17 protein-coding genes are annotated in these 13,256 nt (G+C 76.9%); 10 read left to right on the forward strand and 7 right to left on the reverse strand.

Translation table 11 applies throughout. The features are described 5' to 3' along the window. The first annotated feature begins 113 nt into the window (after positions 1-113). A complete protein-coding gene (locus ACFY00_RS19945; protein ID WP_388032818.1) occupies positions 114-521 on the forward strand; it encodes an SsgA family sporulation/cell division regulator in 408 nt (135 codons plus the stop codon). Between the two features lie 26 nt (positions 522-547). Here the strand turns inward: ACFY00_RS19945 and ACFY00_RS19950 are convergent, their stop codons facing one another. Next, complete coding sequence (locus ACFY00_RS19950; protein WP_388032819.1) at positions 548-859, reverse strand: hypothetical protein; 312 nt, start codon at positions 857-859, stop codon at positions 548-550. 276 nt (positions 860-1,135) lie between these two features. Here ACFY00_RS19950 and sigK point away from each other — a divergent pair, with 276 nt between their 5' ends. Beyond that, positions 1,136-1,723 carry an ECF RNA polymerase sigma factor SigK gene (sigK, locus tag ACFY00_RS19955; RefSeq protein WP_388032820.1) on the forward strand — a complete coding sequence of 196 codons (588 nt, stop codon included), beginning with the start codon at positions 1,136-1,138 and terminating at the stop codon, positions 1,721-1,723. Beyond that, entirely contained in the window at positions 1,720-2,457 is a 738-nt protein-coding gene (locus ACFY00_RS19960; protein WP_388032821.1) for an anti-sigma factor domain-containing protein, read from the forward strand. Before sigK ends, ACFY00_RS19960 begins: the two co-directional genes overlap by 4 nt. A 309-nt stretch (positions 2,458-2,766) precedes the next feature. Here ACFY00_RS19960 and ACFY00_RS19965 read toward each other — a convergent pair whose 3' ends face one another. The 5 genes from ACFY00_RS19965 to ACFY00_RS19985 all read right to left on the reverse strand — a co-directional run bounded on the left by ACFY00_RS19965 (position 2,767) and on the right by ACFY00_RS19985 (position 7,574). Beyond that, positions 2,767-3,519, reverse strand: a complete 753-nt coding sequence (locus ACFY00_RS19965; RefSeq protein ID WP_388032933.1) for a DUF1295 domain-containing protein — start codon at positions 3,517-3,519, stop codon at positions 2,767-2,769. Between the two features lie 56 nt (positions 3,520-3,575). Then, positions 3,576-4,853, reverse strand: a complete 1,278-nt coding sequence (locus ACFY00_RS19970; RefSeq protein ID WP_388032822.1) for a class I SAM-dependent methyltransferase — start codon at positions 4,851-4,853, stop codon at positions 3,576-3,578. Between the two features lie 32 nt (positions 4,854-4,885). Further along, positions 4,886-5,659, reverse strand: coding sequence for a DUF1365 domain-containing protein (locus tag ACFY00_RS19975; protein ID WP_388032823.1), 774 nt, complete (start codon positions 5,657-5,659; stop codon positions 4,886-4,888). Then, positions 5,656-6,930 carry an NAD(P)/FAD-dependent oxidoreductase gene (locus ACFY00_RS19980; RefSeq protein WP_388032824.1) on the reverse strand — a complete coding sequence of 425 codons (1,275 nt, stop codon included), beginning with the start codon at positions 6,928-6,930 and terminating at the stop codon, positions 5,656-5,658. Before ACFY00_RS19980 ends, ACFY00_RS19975 begins: the two co-directional genes overlap by 4 nt. 185 nt (positions 6,931-7,115) lie before the next feature. Further along, positions 7,116-7,574 (reverse strand): SRPBCC family protein, encoded by a 459-nt coding sequence (locus ACFY00_RS19985; RefSeq protein ID WP_388032825.1) that lies wholly within the window; start codon positions 7,572-7,574, stop codon positions 7,116-7,118. A gap of 249 nt (positions 7,575-7,823) precedes the next feature. Between ACFY00_RS19985 and ACFY00_RS19990 the strand changes: the two genes are divergently transcribed. The 3 genes from ACFY00_RS19990 to ACFY00_RS20000 all read left to right on the forward strand — a co-directional run bounded on the left by ACFY00_RS19990 (position 7,824) and on the right by ACFY00_RS20000 (position 9,006). Beyond that, entirely contained in the window at positions 7,824-8,126 is a 303-nt protein-coding gene (locus ACFY00_RS19990; RefSeq protein ID WP_388032826.1) for a DUF3040 domain-containing protein, read from the forward strand. 110 nt (positions 8,127-8,236) lie between these two features. Beyond that, positions 8,237-8,542 (forward strand): hypothetical protein, encoded by a 306-nt coding sequence (locus ACFY00_RS19995; RefSeq protein WP_388032827.1) that lies wholly within the window; start codon positions 8,237-8,239, stop codon positions 8,540-8,542. A 110-nt stretch (positions 8,543-8,652) separates the two neighbouring features. Beyond that, the gene (locus ACFY00_RS20000; RefSeq protein ID WP_388032828.1) at positions 8,653-9,006 is read left to right on the forward strand and encodes a hypothetical protein; all 354 of its coding nucleotides are present in this window, start codon (positions 8,653-8,655) and stop codon (positions 9,004-9,006) included. Positions 9,007-9,040: 34 nt separating this feature from the next. On the opposite strand, the gene ACFY00_RS20005 is transcribed toward ACFY00_RS20000, so the two are convergent. Then, positions 9,041-9,601, reverse strand: coding sequence for a helix-turn-helix domain-containing protein (locus ACFY00_RS20005; protein ID WP_388032829.1), 561 nt, complete (start codon positions 9,599-9,601; stop codon positions 9,041-9,043). A 132-nt stretch (positions 9,602-9,733) separates the two neighbouring features. On the opposite strand from ACFY00_RS20005, the gene ACFY00_RS20010 reads away from it, so the two are divergent. The 4 genes from ACFY00_RS20010 to pip all read left to right on the forward strand — a co-directional run bounded on the left by ACFY00_RS20010 (position 9,734) and on the right by pip (position 13,255). Beyond that, positions 9,734-10,018 (forward strand): hypothetical protein, encoded by a 285-nt coding sequence (locus ACFY00_RS20010; protein WP_388032830.1) that lies wholly within the window; start codon positions 9,734-9,736, stop codon positions 10,016-10,018. A 432-nt stretch (positions 10,019-10,450) separates the two neighbouring features. Continuing rightward, positions 10,451-11,470: a hypothetical protein gene (locus tag ACFY00_RS20015; protein WP_388032831.1), complete on the forward strand. Its 1,020-nt coding sequence runs from the start codon at positions 10,451-10,453 to the stop codon at positions 11,468-11,470. A gap of 98 nt (positions 11,471-11,568) precedes the next feature. Beyond that, positions 11,569-12,204, forward strand: a complete 636-nt coding sequence (locus ACFY00_RS20020) for a VOC family protein (protein WP_388032832.1) — start codon at positions 11,569-11,571, stop codon at positions 12,202-12,204. A gap of 64 nt (positions 12,205-12,268) precedes the next feature. Further along, positions 12,269-13,255 (forward strand): prolyl aminopeptidase, encoded by a 987-nt coding sequence (gene pip, locus ACFY00_RS20025; RefSeq protein WP_388032833.1) that lies wholly within the window; start codon positions 12,269-12,271, stop codon positions 13,253-13,255. Position 13,256 lies beyond the last annotated feature (1 nt).

Consider the following 13,256-nt stretch of genomic DNA (forward strand, 5'->3'; position numbering starts at 1 on the left):
CATCGGTGAAGGTTCTGCGTCGATGTGCGGATCTCCGGGCCCGGCGGGTAGTCGGGGTCCTGCCGTCACCTTTCGGCACCGTCGCCGCCGCCGTCTGGAAGGAAGCCGCCCGCATGGCCGTCGCCACCTGCTGGTCCACCACCGTCACGCTCCCGCACAGCCCGCACCCGGACCTGGCGGTGGAGGCCGGGCTGCACTTCGACACCTCGCTGCCGTACGCCGTCCGGCTGGCCTTCCCTCCGGTGGGCCGGATCGACGCCGTGGAGTGGGTGTTCGGCCGCGACCTGCTCAACGAGGGACGCCTCGCCCCCGCCGGGCACGGTGACGTCACCGTCCGTCCCGGCGCCGTGGGCGAGGTGCTGGTCACCCTGCACGGCGGCACCGGCGAAGCGGTGGTCAGCATCCCGGCCGAGATCGTCACCGGCTTCCTGGTCGAGTGCTACTCCCTCGTCCCGGCCGGCCGCGAGGGCGAGCACCTGGACGTGGAGGGCCTGATCACCCGCGTCCTGGAAGCCTCCTGACGACCCACCGGCGACTTCGGCGCGCTTCAGGGGGTCGCACCCCGGGCCGGGCACTGCCGGTCGGCCGCGTCGATTGGGCGACCCGCCGGGTCGGCGAGGTGGAAGCAGTGGCCGTTGGCCCACACCGTGACCGAATCCGGGCGATGCACCACCTGGAAGGGTTCGTCCCCGCGCTGCGTCCCGGACCAGGAACCGTCCGCCGCGGGGGAGTGGGTGACAACGACGCAGGTCTGCTGCCGCTGGATCCGGTACGTCTCCGCCCAGGGTTCGACGGTCAGCTCCAGCGGCGCTTCACCGTCGTTCGTGACCAGCAACCGCGCGGTTCCCCCGGCGAACATGCAGCACCCCTCCCCGGCCCTGCGGCGATTCCTCGGGCGAGCACCGTCCGCAGCTGAACACGGCCCGGGACGACCCTAGCCGGGCGGTGACGACGCTGCCGTGGTGGCCCGGCCGCGGTGGAAGTGGTGCGGGGACGGGGCAATCCGGACGGGCGGCCGTGACGAAGAGGGGCGGAGACGTGTTGTCGATTCGCCGCGGCCGGGGGTTCCGGCCGCCGTAGGGGAGGCCCCGGTGCCGGTGGTGGAGTGCGGGAACGTCCGTTGCGCGGTGGTGGGATGAGCCGGGTGGTGTCGCTGGCCCCGCCGCGGCGGCCCGGGCCCGACCTGGGAGAGCTGCTGTCGCGGGTGGTGCGCGGCGACCAGGAGGCGTTCGCCGCGCTGTACGACGCCGTCGCCGGGCCGGTGCTCGGGCTGGTGCGGCGGGTGGTGCGGGACGCCGCGCAGTCCGAGGAGGTCGCGCAGGAGGTGCTGCTGGAGGTGTGGCGCACCGCGGCCCGCTACCGGGCCGAGCGCGGCGAGGTGCTGCCCTGGGTGCTGACCATCGCGCACCGGCGGGCCGTCGACCGGGTCCGCTCCGCGCAGGCCGCCGCCGACCGCGACCGGCGGGCCGCGGCCGCCTCGCACGGCGGCAGCCCGTACGACGAGGTCGCCGAACAGGTCGAGGGCCGGTTGGAGCGGGAACAGGTGCGGCGGTGCCTGCGGACGCTGACGGAGCTCCAGCGCGAGTCGCTGACCCTCGCGTACTACCGCGGCTACAGCTACCCCGAGGTCGCCCAGGTGCTCGGCGCGCCGCTCGGCACCGTCAAGACCCGGATGCGCGACGCCCTGATCCGGATGCGCGACTGCCTGGGAGTGAACGCGTGAACACCCTCGACCCGCACACCCTGACCGGCGCGTACGCCGCGCACGCCCTCGACCCGGAGGAACGCGATGCCTTCGAACACCACCTCGGCCACTGCCCGTCCTGCGCGCAGGAGACGGCGGAGTTCGCCGCCACCCTGGCCCGGCTCGGGGCGGCCGAGACGGTCGCCCCGCCGCCGGAGCTGAAGGCCCGGGTGCTGGCCGCGCTGCCCGGCGTCCGCCAGGAGGCCCCGCAGCTCGCCCGGACGGCCCCGCCCCGCGTCCGACCCGCCCGCCGCGCACCGCGGTTCGCCCTCGCGGCCTGCCTCGCGCTGGCCCTCGGCGCGGGCGCGGTCGCCGTCCAGCAGCACCGGGAGGCCGGGCGGGCCCGCGACCGGGCCGCCGCCCTCGCCCGCCAGCAGGAGACCGTCGCCGCCCTGCTCACCGCGCCCGACGCCCGTACCGCGACCGCCGCCGCCACCGGGGGCGGCACCGGCACCGTCGTCTGGTCCGCCGCCCGCGGCCAGGCCGGTTTCCTCGCCACCGGCCTCCCCGCCCCCGGTCCCGGACGCGCCTACCAGCTCTGGTACGACGACGCGGGCACCATGCGCCCGGCCGGTCTGCTCCCCACCGGCAGCGGCACCCTACTGCTCAGCGGCGCCCTCGACGGCGCGGCGGGCGTCGGCGTCACGCTCGAACCGGCGGGCGGCTCCGCGCACCCGAGCGGGGCGCCGGTGCTCTTGCTGCCGTTCGGCTGAGGAGGGGGCCGGGGCCGGTCGGTGACCCTGACCGGCCCCGGCCCCGCCGTCCTGCCGGTACAGCTGCGGGCCTCCGCCCGGAGCCCGGGGAACGGCCGGTGCTCCCGACCGGCCCCCACCGACCCGGAGGCCGCCCGGCCGCCCGGGACGGCCCTCGGACGTCGCGCTGCGTGCCGCGGGGGCGTGGCTGCTCGGGTCCGTTCGTCGGCAGCCCGGCCCTCAGTCCAGCCCGACCCGGGCCCGAAGGGGCGCTCCCGGGCGGCGACCGCCGAGGGGCCGATCACCGGTGCGGGGCGGGGCGGCGGGCGTTCAGCGGCTGCGGGGGCTGCGGGGCGGAAGGGGGAGGAACGGGCTGGTGCGGGCGGTGTACTCCGCCCAGCCCGGGCGGTCGGTGGTGGCGAGGTGGCGTTCCAGCATCGGTTTGCCGCTGCCGAAGGCGAGCAGCCAGGTCATCAGCAGCGGGCTGCCGACGAACGCCCAGCCGACCGGGTGGTCGGCGACCAGCAGGAACAGGCCCCACCAGACGCAGGCGTCGCCGAAGTAGTTGGGGTGGCGGGTGTACCGCCACAGGCCGCGGTCCATGACCCGGCCGCGGTGGGCTGGGTCGGCCTTGAAGCGGGCGAGCTGGGCGTCGCCGACGGCCTCGAAGAACAGGCCGACCGCCCAGAGCGCGGTGCCCGCCCAGGCGGTCGGTCCGGGCGGGTCGGGCAGGTACTGGGCGGCCAGGACGGGCAGGGCCACGAACCAGACCAGGGCGGCCTGCAGCAGGTAGACGATCCGTAGCGCATACCGGGTGCGCGGCGCCCCGGCCGGGGCCCTGGCGAGCATCCGGGCGTAGCGCGGGTCCTCGGGCAGGCCGCGGGCCCGCCACCACAGGTGGGCGGCCAGGCGCAGGCCCCAGACCGTCACCAGGGCGGTGGCCAGCGCCCGGCGGCCCCCGTCGCCGTACCCGGCGGACAGCGCGCAGCCGGTCAGCGCGGCGGCGGCGAAGGCCAGGCCCCAGGCGACGTCCACGCCGCGGTGGCGGCCGGTGCGTAGCCCGACCGCGAAGGCGGCCAGCATCACGGCCAGCACCGCGGCGGCGGAGGCGGCCGCGCCGGTGGCGAACGCGGCGGCGTTCACCGCAGGCCGTCCCGGCTCAGCAGCACCTGGTGGACGTCCAGGTAGCCGGAGCGGAACCCGGCCTCCGAGTACGCCAGGTACAGCTCCCACATCCGCCGGAACACCGCGTCGAAGCCCAGCTCCGCGACCTGCTCCGCGCGCTCCGTGAACCGCTCCCGCCACAGCCGCAGCGTCTCCGCGTAGTGCGGCCCGTACGCGTCCGCGCCGACCACCCGCAGCCGGGTGTGCGCGGCGGCGGTGTCGGCGATCGCCCGCAGCGAGGGGATCTGCCCGCCCGGGAACACGTACTTGAGGATCCAGGTGTACGTGCCGCTGCTGGCCAGCATCCGGGCGTGCGGCATGGTGATGGCCTGCAGGGCGACCCGGCCGCCGGGGGCGAGCAGCCCGTCCAGGGCGGTGAAGTACGCGGGCCAGAACGGGCGTCCGACGGCCTCGATCATCTCCACGCTGACGATCGCGTCGAACTCGCCCCGCACGTCCCGGTAGTCGCACAGCCGGACGTCGACCCGGGCCGACTGCCCGGCCCCGTCGATCCGGCGGCGGGCCAGGGCGAGCTGCTCGGCGGAGAGCGTCACGGTGACCACCTCGGCGCCGCGGGCCGCGGCGCGCAGGGCGAGTTCGCCCCAGCCGGTGCCGATCTCCAGCAGCCGGGTGCCGGGGCCGACCCGGGCCAGGTCGAGCAGCCGGTCGATCTTGCGGTGCTGGGCGGGCACCAGGTCGCTCCAGCGGGTGGCGGGGGAGGGCGCGGAGAACACCGCCGAGGAGTACGACATGGTCGGGTCCAGGAACAGCGCGAACAGCTCGTTCGACAGGTCGTAGTGCCGGTGGACGTTGCGCCGGGCGTTGGCCGTGGTGGACAGCTCCTCGGTCGGGGTCCGCCGCAGGTACAGCCGCCGCAGCGCCGCCGTGCCGGGCGGCACCAGGGTCTCCGGGTCGGCGGCCAGCGCGGTCAGCAGGCGGACGAGGTCCGGGCTGTCCCAGTCGCCCGCCTGGTAGGACTCGCCGAAGCCGATCAGGCCGCCCGTGCCGAGCCGGTGCGCGAACGCCTCCGGCCGGTGCAGCCGCAGCACCGGCGCCCCCGGCGGCGCGGGCCGCAGCAGCCGCCCGCCCGGCAGTTCGACCCGCAGTCCGCGGCGGGCCGCCGCCCGGCGCAGCAGCCACCCGGCCGCCGCGGCCCGCACGGGGGCGTGCGGCACCCGGGCGACGTCCGGCCAGCGCAGCGGATCGACGGCGGGGGACAGGAACGGGGTGGCGGTGGTGGGGGCGGTGGTCATCGGGGCGGGGCCTCTCCGGAGCGGTTCGGTGGTCACGGGCGGGCCGCCCGTTCGGCGGACGGACGGGGGTGGACGGGCAGGCCGCGCAGCCACAGCCGCACGCCCTGGGCGCGGATCCGCAGGCTGACGGCGAAGGTCGCCAGCGGGTACCGCAGGGCGCTGCGCAGCAGGGCGGCCGGGCCCGCGGGGCGGCCGGTGCCGGAGACGGTGGCGGTCAGGGCCGGGCCGCCGGGCAGCTCCAGGCGGACCGACAGGTGCAGGCGGGCGCCGTCCGGGGCGGGCTCGGGCAGCAGCAGGTGGTAGCGGCCGTCGGGCGGCAGGAACGGCGAGACGTAGAAGTCCTTCGCGACCCCGGCCAGCCCGGCGGCGTCCGGGCGCAGCAGGTAGCGGTGCCGCCCGCCGTAGGTGTTGTGGACCTCGGCGACGGTGCACAGCGGCGCGCCCGCCGCGTCCCGGCACCAGTACACCGTGAGCGGGTTGAACACGTGCCCGAGCGAGCGGGCCTGGGCCAGCATCAGCACCCGGCCGCCGCCCAGCTGCAGGCCGTGCGCGGCGAGGTCGCGCTCCAGGTCGGCGCGGAGGGTGGGGGAGCCGGGGTGCAGGGCGTGGTCGCGGGGCAGGAAGCGGGCCAACGGGCGCAGCGGCCACGGGAGTCGCGGCAGCGCGTCGAGGTCGACCAGCCAGAGCGGGAAGCGGTGGCGGAACACCCGGCGGGGCTCGGCGCGGACGTGCGTGGTGCGGGCCTCGTACAGCAGCGCGCCCCACGGGCCGGGCAGCGGCGCGCGGGAGGGGGCGGTCGGGCTCACGGGGCGACCGTCGCGAGCAGCCGGTCGGCGGCGGCCAGGCCGGAGCGGCAGCCGTCCTCGTGGAACCCCCAGCCGTGGTAGGCGCCCGCGAACGCGGTGCGGCCGGTGGCCAGTTCGGGCAGCCGCCGCTGCGCGGCGACCGTGCGGGCGGTGTACACCGGGTGCTCGTAGACGGTGCGCGAGACCACCAGCTCCTCGGGGACGGGGGAGCGCTCGTCCTCGTTCAGCGTCACCAGGTAGTCCTCCGAACCGCCCAGCCGCAGCAGCCGGTTGAGGTGGTAGCTGACCCGGACCCGGTCGGACGGGGCGTCGCAGCCCGGCATCCGGTAGTTCCAGGAGGCCTGCGCCCAGGCCGCCCGCGGCAGCACCGAGGCGTCCCGGTGCAGCACCGTCGGGTTGCGCGCGTACCCGAACGCGCCCAGCACCTCCCGCTCGGCCCGGGTCGGGTCGGCCAGCAGCCGCAGCGCCTGGTCGGCGTGGGTGGCCACCACCACGGCGTCCGCCCTGGTCCAGCGCCCGTCCTCGGTGGTGACCGTGACGCCGTCCGGGTGGCGGCGCACCGCGCGCACCGGCGCCGCGTGGTGCACGGTGCCGGACCGGGCGGTGACCTGCTCCGCGATCCGCGCCACGTACGCGGCCGAGCCGCCGACCACGGTGCGCCAGGTCGGCGATCCGGTGACGCTCAGCAGGCCGTGGTTGGCCAGGAACGCGAACAGGTAGCGGGCCGGGTAGTCCCCCGCGAGGTCGGGCGCGCAGGACCAGACCGCGGACACCACCGGCGTCATGAAGTGCGCCACGAAGTACGGCGAGAAGCCGTGCCGCTCCAGGAACTCGCGCAGGCTCGGGTCGCCCGGCCCCGGATCGGCCAGCAGGGCGCGCGCCAGCCGGTGGAAGCGCGGCACCTCGCCGAGCATCCGCAGGTACCGGCCGCGGAGCAGCGCGCCCGGCGTCGCCAGCAGCCCCGCCGGGCCGCGCGCGCCCGCGTACTCCAGCCCGCAGCCCTCGCAGCGCACCGACATGCTCATGTCGCTGTCCTGGGTGCGCACCCCCAACTCACCGAACAGGCGCACCAGTTCCGGGTACGTTCGGGTGTTGTGCACCAGGAAGCCGGTGTCCAGCGCCAGCTCCCGGCCGTCCGCCGCCGTGGTCCGCTGGGTGTGCGCGTGCCCGCCGAGGCGCCCCTCCGCCTCGAACAGCTCCACCGTCACCCCGGCCCGCGCCAACGCGTACGCCGCGCTCAACCCCGCCACCCCGGCGCCCACCACGGCCACCCGCCGCACCCCCGACGGGCGGCGCGGCGGCGGAGGGACGGCGCCTCCGGTGGAAACGGTGCCGAGTGTCGTCACGTGGGTCCTCCCCGCTGCTCCCGGGCCGCCCTCGGCGACCCTCGTGCCCGGCATTCGGAGCCGCCGTCCGCGCGGATTGCTCCGAACGGGGGAGCCCGGCCCGCCGACGGTCAGGGCCGGTCCAGCACCGCGGGCAGCCGCTGCTCCACCGCGTCGGCCAACCGCCCGAACTCCCGCCGCAGGAACGGCTCCGCCAACCGCGCCACCCCGTGGAAGCGCAGCCGGGCCCGGTAGCGGACCACCGCCCCGGACCCCTCCGGGGACGGGTCCACCACGATCTCGTCGGTGGCCGTGACCGTCCCGTTGCGCCCGACGAACACCAGCCGGTCCGACTCCCGGGCCACCAGCTCGTACACCAGCTCGGTGCGCCGCCCCCGGAACACCGACACGTTCCGCCACCGCGCCCCCGGCACCGGCGGGCCCGACCCCAGCGGGACGCACTCCGCGGTGCCCGGGTCCCACTCCGCGGCGTGCGCGAAGTCCGCCAGGTACGCCAGCACCTCGCCCGCCGGGCGGGCCGTCCGCATCTCCCGCACCACCTCGATCACCTGGACCTCCTCCTCGTTCACCGCACGACGACCGGGATTCGGAGCCGCGGCCGGGGCGGATGGGGACGGCCCGTGCCCCGAAACGCTGCACCAGCGCTGCGAGCGGACGCCGCCCGGCCCGGCGGCGAAAGCTTTCCGCAGGGAGGGGTACACGCGGTGGGCCCGGCCCGCCGCGCCCACCACCCGGCGGAGCGCACTGCCCGGCTGACGCCCGGCCGGCCGCACCCGCACCCGCACCCCGTAACCCCGCCCCGAGAGGTGGCAGACCCGATGGACACCCGACTGACCGCCCGGGAACGCGTCCTGCTCGCGGAGATCGAGCGCCAGCTGCGCCGGGCCGACCCCCGGCTGGACCGGCGGCTCGGCCGCCCGCCCGGGCGGGCCGTCCGGCTCGCCCACCGTCCGCGCCCGCTCGCCCTGGCCGTCGCCCTGCTCGCCGCCCTGACGGCCGCCGGGGCGCTGTGGGCCGGGGCGGGCGGCCCGTACCCGCTCGCGGCCGCCCTGCTCGCCGCCGGGGCCGCCCTGCTGGGCGCGCTGGCGCTGCACCGGTTGGCCGCCCTGCACCTGGGCTGACGGCCCCGCGGCCGGGCTGACGGCCGCGTCCGCGGGGCCGCCGTTGCACCCTGTGGTGGAACCGGGCGGACGGGCCGTGACCCCGGTGGGGGCGGGGAGTTGGACCGGGCGTGACAGAGCCTGCGCATACCAGCCCGCTGCCCGTGGTCCGCCTCCAGTGGACGCTGCTGCAACCCCTGCTGGCCGCCCTCTCGGAAGCCGGGGTGCCGCTCCGGCCCGGGGACCTGGACCAGTTGCAGCACGCCGCCGCGATCGGACCGGAGTTCGCCCACGTGCTGGCCCGGTGGATCCGGGCCGCGCACACCGCCGGTTCCGCCCGGCCGCCCGCCGCCGTCCGCACGCTCGCCCCGCGCCCCGAACGCCCCGCGCTCGGCGGGCCCGCACCCGCCGCCGTCCGGGGCCTGCACGCCTCCTGAGCAGCGGACCGGCCTCCGACCGGCCACCGGCCCGACCACCCGGCCCGACCACCCGACCAGCCCGCCCGCGTAACCGTCGCGGGCCGTGACCCGTTGGACGGAACATGCCCGTGATCAACGAACCGCGCCGCCCGCAGGGCGGCCACCCGGCAGCGGCACCCCCGCGCGTCCCCGACCCGGCCGACCCGCACGGCCGACCCGCCGGACCGCCCTCGCTCGGACACCAGGCGCCGCAGGGACGCCAAGCGCCGCAGGGACAGCAGGCACCGCAGGGACCGCAGGCGTCGCTGGGGCACCAGGCCGCCGCCCAACTGCTCGGCCTGCGCGAGGTCGTGCTGCCCGCGGCAGTGGTCGCCGCCGCCGACCTGCTGCTCGGCGACGCCCTCGACAGCGACGACCCCGTCACCCGGGAGGCCGCCGCCGCCACCCGCGGACGGCTGCGCGCCGCGCTGGGGCAGGCCTGACGCTTCCCTCCCGCGCGGGAGCGCGCGGCGGTCGCTACGGGGCGCCCGGGGCGCGCAGCCCGTCGAGGACGACGGTCAGCGGGCGGTCGCCGGGGGTGTGGCGACGGGCCTGGGAGGCACCGGCGAGCAGGGCGACGACATCGCCGACCCCGACGTCCGCGCGCACCGCCGCCGCCTGCTGCGCCCGCTGCAGCAGGGCGGCCACGGCCTCGGTCAGCTCGGCGGCGACCGGGGCGACGCTCTCGTTCGGGTGGACGCCCAACTCGGCCAGTGCGTCCACGAGTTCGAGTTTGCTCGCCGAGCTGCGGACGGTGGCGGCGAAGAAGTCGAAGAAGGCCGCCCCGGGGTCCGGCGCGGCGGCGTGCGCGCGGGCCTCGGCGGCGATCCGGGCGAGGCGCGCCAGGACGAGGGCCCGCAGCAGCGCTTCCTTGGTCGGGAAGTGCCGGAAGACGGTGCCGACCCCGACGCCCGCCGCGCGGGCGACCTCCTCGGTCGAAGTGGCGGTGCCCCGTTCGGCGAAGACCTGTTCGGCCGCGGCCAGGACCCGCGCGCGGTTGCGCTGCGCGTCGGCGCGCAGGGGGCGGTCGGCGGTCATCGACCGCCCCTTGAAAACGGAGTGGCCAGTCCGTATCGTCGAATCGGAGTCACGACTCCGATTCTAGGGCTCGAGAGTCCGGCGCACCGGCCGGTCCGGCGGGTCGCACTGCGGAGGGGCGGAGACCGACACATGTGGCAGGCCGTACTGCTCGCGTTCCTGGCCGGGTTGCTGGCCGCGAACGCGTACCCCCACTTCACCAAGGGCATCGCGGCGGAGCGGTTCCCGACGGTCTTCGGGACCTCCCCGCTGGCCAACGTGCTGGCCGGCTGGGCGGGGCTGGCGCTCGCCGGGCTCTGCCTGCTGGGCGCGCACCCGGTGCGGCACCCCGGCGGGGCGCTGCTGGGGCTGGCCGTCGGCGTGCTGCCGATGGCCCTGTTCCACGCCGCGGGCCGCACGGTCGGCGTCCGCGACTGAATGCGGCCCGGAAAGCGCCTTCCCGGAAAACGGAACGGTCCGAGAACGGCGCGATCTCGCCGCATTGCCGAGGTTTGGGAAAGCCGTTCAATTGACCGGTGGACGGCGTTTCCCGATTCCGGGTCGGAATCGGGGAAAAGCGCCCTAATCTCGGGTCATGGCGAACGGCGTGTTCCACACCGTGTACGGCATCGAGATCAACCTCACCCGGCCCGACCTGGGCCACCCCGACCGCCCCGGCCTGCTCGCCGAGATCACCGCGCCGGTCGAGCGGCGGGACCGCCACCTCCTGCAGTGCCTCCAGCACCACCGCGAGGGCCGCTGCGGGGCGGAGGAACAGGGCGGGGAACGCTCCCCGTGGATGCACGTCCGGCGGGTCACCGTCGGTACCCGCACCACCTGGGTCGCCGCGCACCTGCCCGCCCGCCGACCGTGGAGGGCGACCGGCGCAAGGCCCTGCAGGAGCGGATCGCCCGTGCCGCCGACCGGCACGGCTGCCGGTACGAGGTCGGCGCCCGCACCGGCGGCCGGGCCCGCAGCGACGTGCTGGTCACCGGGCCGGGCGGGCTGCGGATCGGCTGGACCGGCCCGTACGCGCCGGTCACCGCCGAGACGGTGCGCCGCCGTTCGCGGGCCGCCGCCGAGCACGGCATCGTGCCGCTCTGGGTGACCTGCGACGAGCGGGCCGCGCCGGTCGACCGGGCGCCGTGGGCCCGGGTCGACGACCTGCCGTGGCAGCGGATCGCCTCCCGCGCGCCGATGGCGGTGCGCGCGGGCGTGCGGCACCTGCAGCAGTGGAAGTGCCTGCGCGGCAGCGCCCGCGCCTGCCCGCTGAACGGATCGTGGTGCGGGCGGCTGCACACCGGCTGGTACCTGCCCGCGCTGTGCCTGCCGAGCAGGCCGCCCACCGACGTGGACGAACTGGTCGGGGCCAGCGCGGCCGGGGAACTCGTCCCGATGCGGGTGCCGTTGCAGACCGACGCCTCCGCCGTCGCCCGGATGTGGGTCCCGGTCGCCGACCGGGACCGCTGGCGGGAGACCTTCGCCGAGGAGGACCGGCCCGCGCCCGCCGCCCCCGCCCCGGACGCGGGCGTCAGCCACCCCGGTGAGGAGTTGGACCGGGTCTGCCGCTACGGCGAGGAGGACTTCGCCTTCGACGACCCGCGCCCCCGCACCCGCCACCGCGCCCGGCCGCGGGACGGCCACGCCGACGCGGTCACCCTGCACACCCGCGACAGCGTCCCGGAACGGCTGCTCACCGTCCCCCGCCAGAGCCGCCGCGGCCTGGTCGTCACCCCCGAACAGCGCCACCGGGCTGCCGCCGCGCTCGACTGCCACGTCGCCCACGTCGGCCCCTGCGCGGGCTGCGGCGCCCCGATCAACCGCTACGGCCCCCGTGGCGTGCACGCCTGCGCGTCCTGCCGCGCCCGCGTCCTGGCCCGGTGGCGCTGAGCGCGCGCCCGGCGCCCGGGCGTACCGGCAGGGGCCCGCGGGGCACCGGTCAGGAATCGAGAAGCCCCGGGCGGGCGGTGGAGCCTAGCGTGGTGGGCATGGCAGACATCGAGAGCATCACCCTGGACGCGGCCGACCCCGAGGCCGCCGCACGTTTCTACGCCGACGCGTTCGGCCTCGACGAGGGCCTGCTGCGGTTGCGGGCCGCGACCGAACCCACCGAGGGGTTCCGCGGGTTCACGCTCGCCCTGACCGTGCCCGAGCCCGCGGACGTGGACAGCTTCACCGCCTCGGCGGTGGCCGCCGGGGCGACGGTGCTCAAGCCCGCCGCCAAGTCGCTGTGGGGCTACGGCGCGGTGGTGCAGGCCCCGGACGGGGCGATCTGGAAGCTGGCGACCTCGGCGAAGAAGAGCACCGGACCGGCCACCCGCCGCGTCGCGGAGGTCGTGCTGCTGATCGGGGTGGCGGACTTCGCGGCGACCAAGCGCTACTACGTCGAGCGGGGCTTCACCGTGGCCAAGGGCTTCGGCCGGGTGTACGCCGAGTTCGCGGCGGGGGAGGGCCGGGTCAAACTCGCGCTCTACCGCCGCAAGGCGCTGGCCAAGGACCTGGGAGTGGCCCCCGAGGGCGGCGGCTCGCACCGGCTCACGGTCAACGCCGCGGGGACGGAGGCGTTCACCGACCTGGACGGCTTCCGCTGGGCGGCGGCGGAGGTGCCGTCGGGCGCCGCCTGAGGCCCTCGAGGCGCTGGCGGTTAATCAGTTGCCGTCTGGAACGGGGCGATTAGGATCGTCCGTCATGCCTGCGACCCCCCTGGACGACCTCCTGCACCCGCCGACCGTCCCCTACGACCGCGGATTCCTGGACACCGGCGACGGCAACCGCGTCTACTACGAGCAACTCGGCAACCCCGACGGCAAGCCTGCCCTGTACGTGCACGGCGGCCCCGGCGCGGGGACGCCGGACCGGCCGACCCGGGCGTGGGACCCGGCGCGCTACCGGGTGGTCCGCTACGACCAGCGCAACTGCGGGCGCAGCACCCCGCACGCGAGCGACCCGGCCGCGGACCTGGCGCTGAACACCACCCGGCACCTGGTCGACGACATGGAGCGGCTGCGCGAGCACCTGGGCATCGAGCGCTGGCTGCTGGACGGCGCCTCCTGGGGCTCCACGCTGATCCTGGCGTACGCGCAGCAGCACCCGGAGCGGGTCAGCGAGATCGTCCTCCAGGCGGTCACCACCACCCGCCGGGCCGAGACCGACTGGCTCTACCACCGGGTGTCGGCCTTCAAGCCCGAGGCCTGGGACCGCTTCCGGGCCGCCGTCCCCGAACACGTCTGGGACGGCGACGTGTACGCCCTGCTGGCCGCCTACGCGCGCCGGATGGAGCACCCGGACCGGGCGGTGCGGGCGGCCGCCGCCGACGCCTGGCTGGCCTGGGAGGACGCGGTGATCTCGGACGAGCCGAACGGCGTCCCCGGCATGTACAGCGCCCGGGAGGCGGACGACCGGATCGCCTTCGTCCGGATCTGCGCGCACTTCTTCAGCCACGGCGCCTGGCTGGCGGAGGACCAACTGCTGCGCGGCGCCCACAGGTTGGCGGGAATCCCGGGCGTGCTGGTGCACGGCCGCTACGACATGGGCTCCCCGGTGCAGACCGCCTGGGAGCTGGCGAAGGCGTGGCCGGACGCCCGGCTGCACGTCTTCGACGACTCCGGGCACGTCGGCGGCGAGGCGATGCGGCGGACGGTGTTCGAGGCCCTGGAGGAGTTCAAGCACCACTGAG

The organism is Kitasatospora sp. NPDC001540, assembly GCF_042894345.1.
Taxonomy (GTDB): domain Bacteria; phylum Actinomycetota; class Actinomycetes; order Streptomycetales; family Streptomycetaceae; genus Kitasatospora; species Kitasatospora phosalacinea_C.